Source organism: Clostridium sp. JN-9 (genome assembly GCF_004103695.1).
GTDB lineage: Bacteria > Bacillota > Clostridia > Clostridiales > Clostridiaceae > JN-9.
Genome location: NZ_CP035280.1, coordinates 1,450,325 through 1,467,981, shown reverse-complemented (window position 1 = coordinate 1,467,981; position 17,657 = coordinate 1,450,325). Strand labels below are relative to the sequence as shown.

Here is a 17,657-nt window from a genome sequence, read left to right as displayed (position 1 = left end):
ATTACTCTTCCCTTTTTAAAAGCTTATCTTCAGGAGTTATTATTAAATATACTGCCAGTAGTACAGTACCGCAGGTAACAAACATGTCTGCCACATTAAAAGTTGGAAAATAATATACATCCTTATAGTGACATAGTATAAAATCCACTACATACTTATATACTATCCTGTCAAATAAATTTCCAAATGCACCACTTATAATCATTGCCAGACTTATCTTTAATAATACAGATTCAGGCTTGTACTTAATAAGATAGTATATAATTGCCCCTGTTACAATAACTGTTATGATTATTAAAAAAATCTGTCTATTTTGAAATATGCCAAAAGCTGCACCTCTGTTTTCCAGATATTCAAAACTAAATATATTTTTAATAATAACAATTTCTTTGTCTGGATATAAAGCACTTTGGGCCCACACCTTGGAAACTCTGTCCAGAAATAATCCAAGTGCAATAATTATTATAATCATTTTTTTAATCCCCCCACCGCCAAATAAATAAATTAATCCGGTAATTGATGCCTGTATTGAGCATTACTTATTTTTTCAATTGGATCCACATCTTCATCTCTGTCATCATCAAAATATTCTTCAACATTTTCTATTTTATTAAATTTGTCAACAGCATCATAGCTGTCCTCAGCATCAAATTCTACAGAGTCATTTTTATAATCATTATAACCTGTGCCAAAGGGTATGCCAAGCACATCTTCCTCTACAGGTCTGTCATGCCTTTCAAGAGGTCTTGTATTCATTTCATTCTGACAATGTACACAGTATTCTGTATAAGGTATAAATTCTAATCTTTCACGTGGAATATCCTTACCGCATCTTTTACATGTACCATAGCTTCCATCTTCAATATTATGAAGCGCCTCATCAATATTTTTGAGAATTGTAACCTCATTGGCTTTCAAAGCCAATCCCTTTTCCTTGTCAAACAGCTCTGTGGCGCTGTCACTAGGATGATTATCATAAAAAGAAAGCTCTGAAGCTAATTCTTCATTGGAATTGATTACCTCATTTTCTTTCATCAGGTTTAATAAGTTATTCACTCTCTTTTTTTCAGACATAAGCAGATTTTTAAAATGAACTAATTGCTCTTTTTCCATAACATACAGCCCCTTTCACATATGTGCAAAATACATACTATATATAAGTTATAGATTAAAATAACTAGTCTTATTTTATCTAATCTTTACTTATTTATTCTGAATTATGGAAAAAAAGCTGCTGAAATAATTTAATGAATTTGGAAATGAAATATCAACACACTGATAATCCTTAATAGTTGTTTTTCCTTTATTTCTTGAGCTTAATGCAAGAAAGCTCATTGCAATTCTATGATCATTAAAACTATTTATTATAATATTCTTATTAAAATATCTGTCTTCTCCTGAAATGTACAGATTATTATGATTATATTTACATTTAATATCACAGCTTTTAAAATTTTCTAAAATAGCATTAAGTCTGTTGCTTTCCTTATATTTTAATTCATCTACGGACTCGAAAACTGTAGTTCCGCTGCTAAAGGCTGCTAACACTGAAAGCACTGGAATTTCATCTATAATATTTGGAATCCTATGCTTTGATATATTAATTCCATTTAATTTACTGCTGGAGACTTCTATACTGCCAGTTTTTTCACCGCACTTCATGTCTTCTACATTCCACTTTATATCTGCTCCCATTTCCTTAAGCACTTTTAAGAATTCTATTCTTCTGTCATTTAGAAGAATAGAATTAAATTTAACATGGGTATTTTCCATTAAAATTGCTGCAGCAATTAAATATGCTGCAGAGGAAATGTCACCAGGTATAATAAAATTTCTTGATTTTATAGGGTGATTTCTTATTGTTATTGAATTTTTATAAGTGTACACGGGAACTCCCATATATTTAAATGTTATTTCTGTATGATCCCTTGTTTCATCCTTTTCATGAACTGTTGTTTGTCCATTCCCTAAATATCCTGCTATAAGTATACAGGATTTCACCTGAGCTGAGCTCACCGGCATAAAATAATTTATTCCATTGAGCTTTGTGCAGCTTGAACATTTTATTGGCAGTGTGCCATTTTCACAGCTAATATCAGCTCCCATTTGAAGAAGAGGGTCTACTATTCTGTCCATTGGTCTTTTGCTTAAAGAATCATCTCCATATATCACTGCATTTATTCCGCAGCCAGCCAATAAGCCGGAAATCAGCCTGATAGTAGTACCAGAATTCATGCAGTTAATAGGTGAAGGATTTTTATTAAAGTTTTCATATCCAGGTGATTTAATAATTAAAGTGCTATGATTATATACTATATTTACTCCCAAATTCTCCATAGCTTTTGCCGTTGCAATACAATCTAAATTATTAGGAAAATTTTTAATCTGGTATTCTCCCTTAGCCAAAGCTCCAATAATAAGAGCTCTGTGCGTCACAGATTTATCACCTGGCATTTGTAATTGTTCTTTAACATTTTTCATAACATCCTGAATAATAATGTCCAATACTTATTTCCCCCAACATTAAATTATATTTTCTATCTTGTGCACCTTTTTTATTATATCTTCAACTGTATTAATAGAAACTGTCTGCTTTGCATCTGAAATAGAATTATCAGGATTAATATGACTTTCAATAATTAATCCATCTGCACCGCTTCCAAGTGCAGCTATACACATTCTTGGCACTAACTGTCTGAGTCCTGTTCCATGGCTTGGATCAACTATTACGGGGAGCCTGTAGTTTTCTTTTACAACGGCTACTCCGTTTAAATCAAGGGTGTTTCTTGTATAGTGTTCAAAGGTTCTTATTCCCCTTTCACAAAGCACCACATTCATATTTCCTTCACTCATAATATATTCAGCAGCATAAAGCCATTCTGAAATGGTGGCACTCATGCCTCTTTTTAAAAGCACTGGAATGTTCAGCTTCCCCACTTCTTTAAGTAGGCTGTAATTATACATATTCCTTGAACCTATCTGAATCATGTCAATATACTTCAAGGCTTCATCTAAATCTCTTGGATCCATTATTTCACTAACTGTAGGCATATTATTTTCTTTTCCCACATTATGTAATATCTTTAATCCATCCATGTGAAGGCCTTGAAAATCATAGGGGGAAGTCCTTGGCTTAAAGGCTCCTCCCCTTAATATATCCACTCCTATTTTCTTTAAATTAACTGCTATATTGTTTAGTATTTCCTCACTCTCAATTGTACAGGGCCCTGAAATTATAATCTTTTTATCTCCGCCTATTATACAATCTCCAACTTTAACCTTTATTTGTTCACCGCTTTTTTTGTCCACTAATAAATCTTTCATTAAATTAATCACCTGCACCTAATAATGAAGCTGCTTATTTTTAAGCATGCCTTTTAAAATATTTGTTGAATTTTCTATAGCAATTGGTAAGAACTTTTCATAATCCATATGTGCTCCGTTATTTGCGTTATCAGATATAGATCTTATAATTACAAATGGCACACAATTTAAATAACAGGTCTGAGCTATACTTCCGCCTTCCATTTCACAGGCAAGAGCATCAAATTCAGAGCTGAGCCATTTTACTTTGGAAGCATCATTTACAAACTGATCTCCTGTAACTATTCTTCCAACAAAAAAATTATGCTTCCCTGATGCCTTGCATGCTTCTTTAGCTGCATTTACTAATTCAAAGTCACATTTAAAGCTGTAGGTATCCAGTCTTGGTATCTGTCCTATTTTATCTCCAAAGGCTGATGTATCTACATCATGCTGAACCAGGCTGTCTCCTATTACTACATCACCAGGCATTACTTCTTTACCTGTGCCACCTGCTACTCCTACATTTATTACTTTATCCACTTTAAAATCATCTATTAATATTTGAGTGCATATGGCTGCATTAACCTTTCCTATTCCGCATACCACTGCAACTATCTCACTGTCATACAGCTCCCCATATTTAAAATTTATTTTTGCCTTATTTTCTTCTTTCTTTATATCCATGGCTTTAACTATTAAGGATAGTTCCTCTTCCATGGCTGCTATAATTCCAATAACCATTTTATTCCTCCTTAAATATACTGTTATTTAGTGCATCTTTTAATTCGCTTTCAGTTACTTCAACCTTTATAGTGCACTTCCCTATTTCATTTAATAACACAAATCTCATAGTCCCAGTATTCTTTTTGTCATGTTTAATAGCATATAAAAACAAGCTGCTATTGTCAACATTATAATAAGTTGGAAGCTTTAACTTTTTATACACATTTTTTATCATAGTATAACTATTTTCATTTAGATTTAACTTTTTTTCTGACAGTTTAAGTGCTGTAAGCATTCCCAAAGCTACCGATTTTCCATGACTTATTGAGTAATTTGAGCAGGTTTCAATGGCATGACCAACGGTGTGTCCGAAGTTTAAAATATTTCTTACACCTGTGTCTTTAAAATCTTCTCCTGTGACATCGCTTTTTATTTTAACACATTCCCTTATTATATAGGCAAGTTTGTCATTTTCCAGTTCATATATTTCCTTATAATGTATATCTAAAAAATTAAATAGAGATTTATCTTTTATCAGTGAATACTTTAAAATTTCACCCATACCTGAAATAATATGCTCTTCAGGAAGTGTCTTTAAAAACATAATAGATGAAAACACAAAAACTGGATTGTAAAATGCACCTATCATATTTTTCAATCCATTATAATTAAATCCTGTTTTCCCTCCCAGGGAGCTGTCTACCTGAGAAATTAAGGTAGTAGGAATATTAATAAATCTAATTCCTCTCATATAGGTTGCTGCACAGAATCCAACAATGTCACCAATTATTCCTCCTCCAAAAGCCACCAAAATACCATTTCTGTCTGCTCCCTCTTCAATTAAAAAACTATATATGGACTTAACCGTATCAATGGTTTTATGATCTTCTCCAGGCTCTGTTGTAAAAACTTTGCAGTTATACAAGTGCTTGATTCTACTTAGCTTATCCTTGTAAATTCCATAAACTGTAGTATCTGTAATTATAAATAGCCTGTCACTTTTTTTTATCTTGTTTTCTTCCATAACTGCAGGAAGCTTATCTAAAGTTATATCAATATATACTCTATATGAATCATTATTGCTGTTCACTGTTACTTCTTTCATGATATATCACCTCTTTGCTATATACTTTACATATATTTAGTATGTTTTTTGCAAAGCATATATAAATCAAAATAATTATATCACAAAATATATAAATTTTTGCAATAAAAAATCCCTGTGATATCATAGGGATTAATTACTTAAATAATTATTTTACAAAGAAATTTTTTATTTCATTTGGAGAACTATTATCTTCAAAATAGGATTCATCTAAATCTTTAGCTTTAAAATTATTTTCAGTTTCAGTGCTAATATCCTGTGGTTCTACTTCCACTGATGCCTTTTGAATTTCCTTTGGGCTTAAATTATCCTCTGTTGTACTGCCTATGTTATAATTTTTAATAAAGTCCTTTTCCATATCATCAAACATTTCTAACTGAGATTTCATAAAGTTTCTGTATTTATTTCTAAACTTAGTAAACTCCTGCTTTACTCTCTCATATTCATCATTAATGTTAATAACATCATTATTAGCTTTATCTAATATTTTTTGAGCTGTATCATTAGCATTTCTGACTATTAAATCCGATTCTTTTTCTGCAGACACTTTTGCCTGGTCAGCAGCATTTTGTGCAAGCACTAAAGTATTTTGAATTGTACTTTCCATTTTATTAAAATGTGACACTCTTTCATCTAAAGTACTTATCTTTTCTCTAAGTGAAGAATTCTCTTTATATAAGGCTTCATAATCCTCAGAAATTTTATCTAAAAATTCATCCACTTCATCACAATTATATCCTCTTATTGACCTTTTAAAATCCTTGTTAGTAATGTCCATAGATGTTATTTTCATATTATACACCTCAAATTACACAAATTTTTTTACTATTATTTTATTTTTACCGCTGCCTGTCCATCCTATGGTTTGTTCCATTTTAAATTTGCCAAAACCTCTAACAGTAATTATATCTCCGGTTTTTATAATAGTATTCTTTTCAACTACAGTTTCATAATTAATGAGAACTTTTCCCCTTTTTATCAAGTTCTCTGAATTACTTCTTGTAATTTTACAGATACCACAAACAATCCCATCACATCTTAATGATGAAGAAATAATAGTAATTTCCTGAAAGTCAGGTTCTATATTAAAATTAAATTTATCATCCAAAACAGTAATACTGCAAGGAGATCTTCCAATACTATTTAAATTATCCTTTATGTAATCCAATACTTCACTATGGACTGCAGCATAACATATTTGATTTTTAACTATCAAATCTCCGAATTTTTCTCTCTTTATTCCCAGTGACATAATTGCACCAAGGAAATCCTTATGTTTTAATGTGCTGAACCTGGATTTATTTTTAATACATATTAATTCTACAGGATAATCATTTATTTCATAATGAGAAAAGCCTATAATTCTTCTTTCGCTATCCTTAAAAATACCATATGGTACTATATTTACATCAAAATTACTACCCATATTTAAAAGTGTATTCCATATATTTGGAGGGTAAAATTCTGCTGAAAATATTTCGCTATTTATTTTTTCACTTAATATCAGCTTGTCATACAAGTTTGCAATGACACTTTTGTCTTCGTACTGGAACGTATTTAAGAATTCTTTTTTGTCCATTATAAAAGTGCTCCAAGCAGCGCATTAACTATTACCTGCAATACCCATATAATAACTAAAGCTAATATAGGGGAAAAGTCTAACATTTGTCCAGGCATTATCTTTTCCTGCAGTATTCTTCCTGGTCTCATAAAAGGTTCTGTAAAAATATGAAGTATAGCAGTGAATGAATTTTCTTTTCCAGGCATTATCCATGAAAGGATAACATCAATTAAAATTGCATACTGTAAAAAGTTAAATAATAAATGCACTGCATAAGCTATAGTATTTGTCATTATTACCTCCGGGATTATTTAGTCCAATTAAAGATTCCTTTAGTGTTCAATTCATTTTTTAATTCATTTGAAACTTCTATATTAGATGGTGAAAGTACATATATGCCGTTTTCTACCTCTTCAAGTGATCCTGCAAGTGCATAAGAAGCTCCACTTATAAAATCCAGCAGTCTTTGAGCTATTTTGTTTTCTAATTTAGTAGTATTTACAACTACTATTTTTCTATTCTTCAATTCATCACAAATTTCTGCAGCTTCTTCATAAGTTGAAGGTTTTACAATTAATACCTTTGCAGATGCTGCAGTATTAATGCTTACTACTTTATTTCCTCTCTTTGAAATTACAGGCCCCATATCAGAATCCTCTGCAAATTCTTCTTCATTTTCAGATGCTTCTTCCTCATCGTCAATTTCTTCGTCCAGTCCCAAAAATCCCATCATTTTATTCATTACTTTTCCTGCCATTTTATATACCCTCCTATTTATTATTATAATTTCTCGGGCCAAATATGCCCGTTCCTATCCTAACCATGTTTGAGCCTTCCTCAATTGCAATTTTATAGTCTGCTGTCATTCCCATGGATAAATACTTCATTTTAATATTTTTAAATTGCTTATTACTTAAGTTTTCGAATATTGTTTTCATTTCTTTAAAATATTTTCTATTTTCTTCAGGTGTTCCTTTTGGAATTACAGTCATTAAGCCTTGAACTTTAACATTATTGCAGTTCTCTACAGCATTTATTAGATTATCTAACTGTTCAACAAATATTCCAGTCTTGCTTTCTTCCTTTCCTATGTTGATTTCTATTAGTACATGTGCTTCAGCATTTTTCCTGCCATACTGTTTTTCTATTTCATTAAGCAGATCTATACTGTCCAGTGAATGAATTAAATGTACCTTATCAACAATATACTTTACCTTGTTTCTTTGTAAATGGCCTATAAGATGCCATCTCACATCCCTTGGAAAATCAGAATACTTATTTTGTATTTCCTGCACTTTATTTTCTCCGAAATCTCTTATTCCAACATCATAAGCCTCTTTCATTTCCTCCACTGTTTTTGTTTTTGATACAGCTATAAGTTTTACATCCTTTGGAATAAACTTTAAAACATTACTAATGTTTTCAGCAATTGACATAATATCGTCTCCCTGATAATGAACATAATGCACAAGAATTCTTAAAATTCTTCCATTGCTGCCTGCATTATATTACTTTATATTATTCTTCAAAAAAACGCAAAATCCTTCATAATTAATATTTTTTTTAATTAAATTTAATAAACGCATCATTGTAATATACTATAAAAATAAAAATCCACCATAAATAAATGATAGATTTTTTATTTTTTAATAAAATCATCTGTGAGCTGCCCAGTATAAGCCGAAATTTTAATTGAATTCTCCTGAACTATATTTACTCTTATTTTTCTATTTATCAGCTTAGCCATATATTTGTCGCTCTGCATCATATAGTTTTTAAGTACATCTTTTTCTCCAATAGCCAGAACATAAAAGGGAGCTGCTATTTTTACACCATTAACCCTAAGGAAAGGGCCATCACAGGTTATCTCAGATCTATCTATTATTCTCTGACCATTAAGTGAAATAGCTTCAGCACCGGCACTTCTCAAATCATTGATAACATTCAGCATATCAACATCATGAATAACCCTTATCTGATATGAAAATTCATCTGTCATAAACTCTGAAGAAGCATCATTTAATGTAATCTGAATTCCAGGACCCTGTACATCTGATGTGCCCATAACAATTTTATTGGTAGCAAGTTCAGTTTTTATTTCTTCCGTTACCTGATTCTTTTGTGATCCATATTCAATCTCATTTATTTTTGTGTCATATTCATAATATTTATCTCTTAAATCGTCTATATCCTTAACTAATCTATTTTTTTCATTATAAGCATCAGAATACTGTTTTGCAGTTAAAAAAGACATAGTGGGGTTTCTTGTAAAGTTTATATTCATAGCAATAAGAATGCCTATTATAATAGATGCTGCAAAAACGAAAACTGTTGCCTCATTATTTCTCATTTATTTCACCTCATGTGACTTAGCCTTTTCAATTAATAGCCTTCTTATAATGGCAAAATTATTAAAAATCCTTCCTCCAAAAACTATTACTGCTGCAAGATAAATCGGCACTCCAAGCTTATCTCCTAAATATGCCAAAGCTGCAGCCAGTACTGCATTACCGAAAAAGCCGGAAATAAAAATATCCGCCTGGAAATTCTTTGACAAATTAGCCCTAAATGCTCCAAAAACTGAATCTAAGCAAGCCAGGATAGCCACTGACATATAAGGTGAAAATTTATCCGGTATATTAATCTGCCATACGGCACCAACTATAATTCCAATTATTAACCCTATAAAAGCTACCATTATGTATCCTCCTTATAAAACAAAAAATTATTGCACAGGTTTGGCATATTCAAATTTATATGTTTTATTATATTTTAGAATCTTAATAGAATCTGACTTTTCGTATTTAACATCGCATAACAATTTGATATCCTTAAAAACCTCCTGAAAATCCAATGCACTATATAAAAGTTTTTGATTGCCAATGGCCTTTATGGTAATACGGCTTGATGGCGATATTCTTTCATCATTAGCTAAAATATAATTTCCTGCATCTCTTATACCTGTACTATTTACAATTCTAATATCATTTATTGAAATTGCCTCAGCACCTGCAAATTTTAATTCATTTACTAAGTAAACCAGATCCTGTGCTCCAAGTCTGTCATTATTATTTGTACCAAATAATGTGTTATTGGGTGTGAGATATATTATTACTCCCTGTCCCTGCACATCAACGGCACCAGTTAATAATCTGCTTTCATCTAATTCTTTAAGTAAGTTTTTTGATGTTTCACTGGAACCAGCTGCTGCACTTTCATAGTTATTTAATTTTGTCTGCAAATCATTGACCTTTGTCTGCAGCTGATCTTTTTCTTTTTTATACTGCTCTATTTCAACAGTAATATCAGTACTGTTATTTGGGTTGGCAGCTATTTTATCCTGCTTTAATAATATTTTAAATTGATATGTTAACATAAACCCTAAAATTCCACATACTAAGGCCACACTAAGGTGCTGGCTTGATTTACGCATAACTTCTTCCTCCTATTTTTCAATATAGAATACAGGGTTTCCTTGGTAGCTTACATCTATATACCCTTTACTATCTTTAAGTTTATTGTCTATAATAATATTAACAGCCTTATTAACTTTATTTTCTATATCTTCACTGTTTCCTAACTTTACACATATATTTCCGTAATACATCTTTATATCCAATAAATTACTAATATCTATTATACTTAAGGTTAATCCACTCTTATCAGCTTTTAATAAGCTGGCAAATGTACCTAAAAGTTTTATCTTCCTCTCATCATCCACAGGAAGTGTTTTAGAAACTTTAGCCTTGGAAAAATCAAATCCTTGTATTTTAAGAAGCTTCATATTATTTATTTCTTTTCTGATTTCCAGTACTACACCTTCATTATCAACTACTACATATCTTCCGCCTGGATCCATGCCATAAAAATACGCATCTCTTTCCACTACATTAATCTGCAGCGTAGATGGGAGTTTTCTTTTTATGTCTACACTTTGTATATATGGATTGCTTTTAATATTTGTACGAGCCTTCTTCAAATTTGTATAAAAAATATTATTTCCATTTTCAATTGAAGAAAGTTTGATAATTTCATTTTTAGGGATATTTCTGTTCCCAGAAACTTCAATGTTATTAATATTAAAGTAATCAAGCTTTAAACACAAGGTTACTAAAATACTTATCAATAATAACAATAATAGTATAGAATTTTTAATTCTTTTTTTCCTTCGTCTTTTAATAATTAGTTCATTTTTTGATTTATCCATAATTACATTCATGTTTAACCTACCTAAAAATATATAAGATTCCTATTAACATCATAGCACTTAACTTAATTAATTTCATTAAAATTTTTATTAAACTTCAATAAGTAATATGAAAATTTCTAAAAATAAGTACTATAATATTTAGCTTTTAAAAATGATTTTAAGATCTTTTATAGAATTATATATATAGACTAATGATAATTAAAAGGAGATAGTTTGTATGTTACAATTAAGCAAAAACGATAAAGATAAGGTGTTGGAAGCTATAAAAGAAGGTAGGATTGATGCTGCTGACGTAAGTTTCCCTAATCTTATAGATACAATAGTATTAAAAATGAAAAATATAGGACTTATAGATAAATTGGCTGAAAGTTTTAAAGATAAAAGAAAACAAAATAAGCATATTCCATTTCATATACTTATTGCGTTAGCAATTACAGCAAAGATGAAACTTAAAACCAGCCTGACAGATGTCGCCTTTGCTGTGACTGATGGTGAGTTATTATCTGAACTAGGATGGAATATGTGGGATACCAATAAAAACCTTGAAGAAGGGTTATTCGCCGAAGGCGTTATGAGAAATTTAATTCAAAAATATGATGCTGAGGAATTTATAGAGTCTTATAACAATTATGTCCAAAATGTAGTTATGCCATCTCTTAACATAGCTCCATCTATACATATTCTTGATTGCACTAAAATACATGTGAATTTAGATAATGTAAATTATGAAAATTCTGAAACTATAAAAGATGATGGAAAAGTGATTCGTGGTTATAAAATGGGAACATTAAGAGGTCTTATGGATGATTCGGGAATTATAGAAGAGATAGTTTTTGATTCTATAAAGCCTCATGATTTAGAACTTTGTAGAAATATGATTTTAAAAAGTAAATGTTTAAAAGGTGGAGATATTCTCATAAATGACAGGGGATTTATTTCTCGTGATGTTATTAATTTTTTGAAGGTTGAAAAGCAAGTGGATACATATGTACCTGCAAAAAAGAACATGACAATATACCAAGAAGCTGTAAAAATAGCAATCTCCGAAGACAAGTGGCAAAAACACCCTAACAGGAAAAGGAAAACTCAAGAAATACACCTGGTTAAGGATCTAGGTATGATGTGGCAAAGTAATACACCGGATAAAGATGTTGACTTGTGCGCCTGTGTCGTTCATGATAAAAAAGATAATGAATACTATGTATTTTTAACCACAGACACAAATAAAACTGCAAAACAAATAATAAATACTTATGAACTAAGACCAGAAATTGAAGAAGACTATAGACAAATAAAAGACTTTTGGAAATTAGAAGATTTTAAGAGTACAAAATATAATTTTATAACTTTTCATATAGTTATGACACTCATTGGCTACATGTATTTTCAACTATTCAAAAACATGGAGGAGGGAAATAAGTATTCAGGCAAGTCCCTCCCTGTAATTATTAAGAATTATAAAGAAGATAAGCAAAAGTCAGTTATAATATATTCTGGTCAATATTTTGGCGTATTTTCCTTTATTGAATTTATTCAATTGTATGCTGGCTGCTCCGCAGAGGTAAGGAAACTTCTTGATCCAACCTTGGCTTTAGTATAGCAGGGTTGGAGGGCTACGCCCAAATTACGAATTGAAGTTATTAAATAAATATTTTTTTAACAAAAATAGCATTGCTGAAAGCAATGCTAAATAATATGTTTAATTTATTAAATGTCAAATTTTTTTCCACCCTGCCGTGATATATTAAGCAGCACTCCCATAGCTACTAAATTAAATAACAGCGATGATCCTCCATAGCTGATAAATGGCAGAGGTACTCCTGTTACCGGCATGGAACCTGTTACAACTGCAATATTAATAATTGCCTGTACTGCAATAACACTGGTAATGCCTGCTGCCAGTATTGTTCCATAAGTGTCCTTAGCATTTACTGCTATTACAATACCTCTCCATATAAATATGATAAATAAAATAATTATAAAAGTGCAGCCAATAAGACCAAGTTCTTCACCAATTACTGCAAATATAAAATCATTATGAGGTTCAGGTATATAATAACACTTTTGTCTTGACCGTCCTAATCCTACTCCCCATATGCCACCTGATCCAAGAGCAAGCAATGATTGAATTAACTGATATCCGGTATCTTTAGGGTCCTTCCATGGGTCCAGAAAGCTTAAAAATCTCTTCATTCTAAATGGTTCAAAATATATTCCTGCTGCGCCTGCAGCCACTACCAGTGAAAATATCCCTATAAGATGAGATCTTTTTGCTCCAGCTATATATAATATGATTAATGTAACTATCATAATTACAGAGGCAATACTTAAATTTTTCTCTTTATATACAATTCCAGCAAAAAATCCGGAAATGATTAAATAAGGTAATATCCCATTAAGAAAGCTTTTTATTTTTTCACCTTTTGCTTCAATACTTTTTGCCATATATAACACAACTACATATTTTGCAATCTCTGAAGGCTGAAATGTTGCAGGACCCAGCTGAATCCACCTTTTAGCACCATTAATTGCCGGGAAAGCAAATACAGCAAAAAGAAGTGCCACTGTTCCAATCATTATGATCCCAGTGTACTTTTTATATTTATGATAATCAATTTTTATTGTAAAAAACATGGCCACTATACCTATAAATGCCCAAAGTGCCTGTTTCTTAAAAAAGTACATGCTATCTTTATAATTTGGATTAAAAAAGGCACTATAGGAGCTTGCGCTGTAAACCATAATCACTCCTATTGCAACTAAAAGCATAATAACTGAAAAAAGGAAAAAATCTATTGGTCCAATTTTCAAGTCGGATTTTTTCATAAATCATCCTCCATAATAATTACTATAGAAAATTTATAAACATGATTTTATAAAGCCAGAAAACCTATAAGACATAATATAATTGTTGTAATAGCAAAAACAGATACAACTTTTGTTTCATGCCAGCCGCTTAATTCAAAATGATGATGTATAGGGCTCATTTTAAATACCCTTTTACCTGTAAGTTTGAAAGAAGTTACCTGAATTACTACAGATGCTGCTTCAATTACATATATTCCTCCAACTATTAATATCATAAGTGGAAGCTTTAAAATCAATGCAACTACAGCAACTGCTCCTCCTAAGGCAAGTGAACCAGTATCTCCCATAAATATTTGTGCAGGAAATGCATTATACCTTAAAAATCCAAGAAGGGCACCTGCCAGTATGGCACAAAATATAGCAAGTGTAGTATGTCCTGTTCCAAAGCTTACCATGGCAAAGAAAGTAATAACTATAATGGTTACAGATGATGCTAATCCATCCAGGCCATCAGTAAGATTTACAGCATTAGTAACAGCAACTAAGTAAAATACAATGAATGGTACATAAAACCAGCCTAAATTAACTGATTTTCTTAAAAAAGGAATTATTATTGAAGTACCTATATTTGCATTTGTTGCTGCATAATATGCAAATATACAGCTCACTATAGTTAATAATATTAATTTCTGATAAGCTCTAAGTCCAAGATTCTTCTTATGTAATATTTTTAAAAAATCATCTAAAAATCCAATGAATCCAAATGCTATAAGTGCATATAATGCAACCATTGCTTCATCATTAGCTTTTCGTACTACGAGAAGAATTGTAATAATTGTAGATAATATAAATATTATCCCCCCCATGGTGGGAGTTCCGGTTTTCTTTCTATGGCTTTCAGGCCCTTCTTCTCTTATATTTTGTCCGAATTTTAATTTATGCAGAATTGGTATAATTATAGGCCCCTGCAATATTGATATAAAAAATGCTACGAGTATTGAATATACTATCTTTATCATATAATTCATCACTTAAATAAAGTGAATCCCCCTCCCTATAATGTAACGTGCTTTAGTTTATCTACTATCTGCTCAAACTTCATTGCCCTTGAAGCTTTAACTAATACGCAGTCTTCTTTCTTCAAATATGATCTTAAGTATTCTATGGTATCATTAAAATCATTAAATTCTTTAAATTCTCCATTAGTGTTTATAATGGAATTAAATCCTTTGTTGTATGCTTCACTAAATTCTCCAATGGCAATTAGTAAATCAACTCCATTTTCTGCAGCATATCTTCCACAATCCATGTGAGCATTATAGGCTTCATTACCTAATTCCCTCATGGTGCCTAAAATTGCTACTTTCCTTCCAGTCTGCATATTTTTTAATACATCCACTGCAGCTTTTACAGAATCAGGACTGGCATTATATGTATCATTTATAATTGTTATTGTACCGTTTTTAATAATGTCTAACCTCATGGAAGTAACCTGGATACTTTGAATTCCCTTTGCCATTTCCTGAAAGGTCATATTCATCAAATCACCGCAGGCAATTGCCAGAAGTGAATTCAAAACATTATGTCTGCCTGGCACAGGTACATTAAACTGTCCTTTAAATATTTCATCAGAATATACTTTAAAAGAAATTGAATTTTCACCAAGTACAATATCCTTAGCTTTAAAATCTCCAGTTGATATACCAGTTTTTATAACTTTTATTTTATTATTTTTCAGTGATTTTTCCACATTATAAAGCATATCATTATCACTGTTAACAATTAATGTGTTATCATTATTGAAAAAGTCAGTGATTTCAAGCTTGGCATTTAAAATGCCCTGCCTTGTTTTAAGATTTTCTATGTGAGATATACCTATATTTGTAATAATAGCTATATCAGGCCTGGCTGCTTCAGCCATATTATGAATCTCATTAAAATTACTCATACCCATTTCCAGAATGGCTGCATCATATGAATTATCTAATTTAAAAATCATTAAAGGCAGTCCTATTTCATTATTAAAATTACCCTGAGTCTTAAAAACTTTGTATTTTTCACTAAGAACTGCACAGGTTAAATCCTTTGTAGAAGTTTTTCCAGTGGAACCTGTGATTCCAATTACTTTAATATCAAGTTTGCTTCTGTAATATTTAGCTAAGTCCAGTAAAGCTTTCCTGGTGTTATTAACAAGTATAACCGTTGTGTTACAATTTAAATCACCTTTATTAAAATTTATTTCATCTACTATGCATATAACAGCTCCCTTGCTGCTTGCTGCTGCCACAAAATTATTTCCATTGAAATTTTCACCCTTTAATGCTATAAATAAACTCCCTGGATTAATTTTTCTGGTATCTGTATTTATTTCTGTAAATTTTTCGCCATTACCTTTTATTACAATTTCTCCATGAACAGAAGAAACCACTTCATCTAAGCTTAAAGGTTCCACCTTGCACACTCCTCTATAAATTTAATTCTTTCACTATATCTGCAATTACTTCTCTTTCATCAAAGTGAATTGTTTTATCCTTTAAAATTTGATAATCCTCGTGTCCTTTTCCAGCAACAACAATTACATCATCCTTTTCAGCCATTTTCATAGCTGCTTTTATGGCTTCTTTTCTATTCTCAATTATATGGTAGTTATTTGTTTTTATTCCTTCAGCTACTTCTTTTATTATATTCATAGGCTCCTCAGTTCTTGGGTTATCTGAGGTTATTATGGCTATGTCTGATAATTCGCTCCCTATTCTGCCCATTATAGGTCTTTTTGTTCTGTCTCTGTCTCCACCACAGCCAAATACACTTATAAGTCTTCCCTTTGTAAACTCTCTTGCAGTTTTTAAGATATTCTCAAGGCCATCAGGAGTATGAGCATAATCTACAATAACTTCAAAGGGAAGATTGTATTTCTTTGTTACAATTTCGCATCTTCCTGGTACAGATTCCATCTTTTCAAGTCCTTTTACCACAGTTTTAAAATCAATGCCTTCCATTAAGCATGCTGCAGCACTTCCAAGGGCATTCATTACATTATACTTACCTGGAATATTAAGTTTTACCTGAGACTTATTTTGTTTATATTCCATGTCAAATTCTACACCTCTTGAATGCATTATAAGATTGGTTCCCTTAACATCAGCATCTTTTTCAATGGCATAGGATGTCTTACTGCCCTTTACATCATGAAAAACTCTCACCCCATATCCATCATCTATGTTAACAATGGAATTCATTGAATTCTTAAACAAAATTAATTTAGCATTATAATAATTTTCGAAAGTTTTATGAAAGTCTAAATGATCCTGGGTTAAATTAGTAAATATCCCCTGAGAGAATTTAATTCCATATACCCTGTTTAAATATAATGAATGAGATGAAACTTCCATTACGCAATATTGCACATTTTCATCTACCATCTGCTTAAAAAGCCTGTGAAGATCCAATGATTCCGGAGTAGTCCTGTGAGTAGGCAGCTTCTTATCTCCTATGCAATTAGAAATAGTCCCTAATAGTCCTACTTTGTACCCTGCATTTTCCAATATGGATTTCATCATGAAAGTAGAAGTAGTTTTTCCATTAGTACCAGTTATTCCAATTATCTTCATTTTATCAGCAGGATGCCCATAATAGTTTGCTGCTGCCAGTGCCATTGCTTTTCTTGTATCCTTTACTTTTATAACTGTACAGTCTGGTAACTTCTCTAAATCTTTCATGATAATTACAGCTGCTGCGCCATTTTCCACAGCATTGTCTATGTATTTATGTCCATCTGCTGCATAACCTTCTATACAAATAAATAAGTTACACTTTTCTACCTGCCTGGAATCATAATTAATTCCTGTTATGTCTATTTCACTATCACCCTTAACTAATTCAAAATCAATTCCACTTAAAATTTCTGATAATTTCATAAAAACACCTCCATAATTGCTAATTAT

The 17,657-nt window shown here is 31.2% G+C and carries 20 protein-coding genes; 1 reads left to right on the top strand and 19 read right to left on the bottom strand.

Going from position 1 to position 17,657, the window contains the following annotated elements:
* Position 1: 1 nt before the first annotated feature.
* The 15 genes from lspA to EQM05_RS06970 all read right to left on the bottom strand — a co-directional run bounded on the left by lspA (position 2) and on the right by EQM05_RS06970 (position 10,902).
* Positions 2-472: a signal peptidase II gene (lspA, locus tag EQM05_RS07040; RefSeq protein WP_128749372.1), complete on the bottom strand. Its 471-nt coding sequence runs from the start codon at positions 470-472 to the stop codon at positions 2-4.
* A 32-nt stretch (positions 473-504) separates the two neighbouring features.
* On the bottom strand, positions 505-1,113 hold the full coding sequence (locus EQM05_RS07035; RefSeq protein WP_128749371.1) for a TraR/DksA C4-type zinc finger protein: 609 nt from the start codon (positions 1,111-1,113) through the stop codon (positions 505-507).
* A 90-nt stretch (positions 1,114-1,203) separates the two neighbouring features.
* Positions 1,204-2,505: a 3-phosphoshikimate 1-carboxyvinyltransferase gene (gene aroA, locus EQM05_RS07030; protein ID WP_128749370.1), complete on the bottom strand. Its 1,302-nt coding sequence runs from the start codon at positions 2,503-2,505 to the stop codon at positions 1,204-1,206.
* Positions 2,506-2,523: 18 nt separating this feature from the next.
* Entirely contained in the window at positions 2,524-3,324 is an 801-nt protein-coding gene (aroF, locus tag EQM05_RS07025; protein WP_128749369.1) for a 3-deoxy-7-phosphoheptulonate synthase, read from the bottom strand.
* Between the two features lie 18 nt (positions 3,325-3,342).
* Complete coding sequence (locus EQM05_RS07020) at positions 3,343-4,047, bottom strand: 5'-methylthioadenosine/adenosylhomocysteine nucleosidase (RefSeq protein ID WP_128749368.1); 705 nt, start codon at positions 4,045-4,047, stop codon at positions 3,343-3,345.
* Between the two features lies 1 nt (position 4,048).
* Positions 4,049-5,134, bottom strand: coding sequence for a 3-dehydroquinate synthase (gene aroB / locus EQM05_RS07015; protein ID WP_128749367.1), 1,086 nt, complete (start codon positions 5,132-5,134; stop codon positions 4,049-4,051).
* A 148-nt stretch (positions 5,135-5,282) separates the two neighbouring features.
* Positions 5,283-5,927: a DivIVA domain-containing protein gene (locus tag EQM05_RS07010; RefSeq protein ID WP_128749366.1), complete on the bottom strand. Its 645-nt coding sequence runs from the start codon at positions 5,925-5,927 to the stop codon at positions 5,283-5,285.
* 15 nt (positions 5,928-5,942) lie between these two features.
* Positions 5,943-6,713: a YlmH/Sll1252 family protein gene (locus EQM05_RS07005; protein WP_128749365.1), complete on the bottom strand. Its 771-nt coding sequence runs from the start codon at positions 6,711-6,713 to the stop codon at positions 5,943-5,945.
* Positions 6,713-6,991 carry a YggT family protein gene (locus EQM05_RS07000; RefSeq protein WP_128749364.1) on the bottom strand — a complete coding sequence of 93 codons (279 nt, stop codon included), beginning with the start codon at positions 6,989-6,991 and terminating at the stop codon, positions 6,713-6,715. Before EQM05_RS07000 ends, EQM05_RS07005 begins: the two co-directional genes overlap by 1 nt.
* An 11-nt stretch (positions 6,992-7,002) precedes the next feature.
* A complete protein-coding gene (gene sepF / locus EQM05_RS06995; RefSeq protein WP_128749363.1) occupies positions 7,003-7,452 on the bottom strand; it encodes a cell division protein SepF in 450 nt (149 codons plus the stop codon).
* A 13-nt stretch (positions 7,453-7,465) separates the two neighbouring features.
* A complete protein-coding gene (locus EQM05_RS06990) occupies positions 7,466-8,131 on the bottom strand; it encodes a YggS family pyridoxal phosphate-dependent enzyme (protein WP_128749362.1) in 666 nt (221 codons plus the stop codon).
* Positions 8,132-8,334: 203 nt separating this feature from the next.
* On the bottom strand, positions 8,335-9,045 hold the full coding sequence (locus tag EQM05_RS06985; RefSeq protein ID WP_128749361.1) for a DUF881 domain-containing protein: 711 nt from the start codon (positions 9,043-9,045) through the stop codon (positions 8,335-8,337).
* Positions 9,046-9,393 carry a small basic family protein gene (locus EQM05_RS06980; protein ID WP_128749360.1) on the bottom strand — a complete coding sequence of 116 codons (348 nt, stop codon included), beginning with the start codon at positions 9,391-9,393 and terminating at the stop codon, positions 9,046-9,048.
* Positions 9,394-9,420: 27 nt separating this feature from the next.
* Positions 9,421-10,128, bottom strand: coding sequence for a DUF881 domain-containing protein (locus EQM05_RS06975; RefSeq protein ID WP_128749359.1), 708 nt, complete (start codon positions 10,126-10,128; stop codon positions 9,421-9,423).
* 12 nt (positions 10,129-10,140) lie between these two features.
* On the bottom strand, positions 10,141-10,902 hold the full coding sequence (locus EQM05_RS06970; RefSeq protein ID WP_128749358.1) for an FtsQ-type POTRA domain-containing protein: 762 nt from the start codon (positions 10,900-10,902) through the stop codon (positions 10,141-10,143).
* Between the two features lie 220 nt (positions 10,903-11,122).
* Between EQM05_RS06970 and EQM05_RS15730 the strand changes: the two genes are divergently transcribed.
* Positions 11,123-12,505: a transposase gene (locus EQM05_RS15730; RefSeq protein ID WP_164917153.1), complete on the top strand. Its 1,383-nt coding sequence runs from the start codon at positions 11,123-11,125 to the stop codon at positions 12,503-12,505.
* 107 nt (positions 12,506-12,612) lie between these two features.
* Here EQM05_RS15730 and spoVE read toward each other — a convergent pair whose 3' ends face one another.
* From spoVE to EQM05_RS06945, 4 genes are read right to left on the bottom strand one after another with little or no spacing between them, the layout of a single operon-like run.
* Positions 12,613-13,731, bottom strand: coding sequence for a stage V sporulation protein E (spoVE, locus tag EQM05_RS06960; protein ID WP_128749357.1), 1,119 nt, complete (start codon positions 13,729-13,731; stop codon positions 12,613-12,615).
* Between the two features lie 47 nt (positions 13,732-13,778).
* Positions 13,779-14,732: a phospho-N-acetylmuramoyl-pentapeptide-transferase gene (mraY, locus tag EQM05_RS06955; RefSeq protein WP_128749356.1), complete on the bottom strand. Its 954-nt coding sequence runs from the start codon at positions 14,730-14,732 to the stop codon at positions 13,779-13,781.
* Positions 14,733-14,767: 35 nt separating this feature from the next.
* Positions 14,768-16,165, bottom strand: a complete 1,398-nt coding sequence (murF, locus tag EQM05_RS06950; protein WP_128749355.1) for a UDP-N-acetylmuramoyl-tripeptide--D-alanyl-D-alanine ligase — start codon at positions 16,163-16,165, stop codon at positions 14,768-14,770.
* A 13-nt stretch (positions 16,166-16,178) separates the two neighbouring features.
* Positions 16,179-17,630: a UDP-N-acetylmuramoyl-L-alanyl-D-glutamate--2,6-diaminopimelate ligase gene (locus tag EQM05_RS06945; protein WP_128749354.1), complete on the bottom strand. Its 1,452-nt coding sequence runs from the start codon at positions 17,628-17,630 to the stop codon at positions 16,179-16,181.
* Positions 17,631-17,657: the final 27 nt, after the last annotated feature.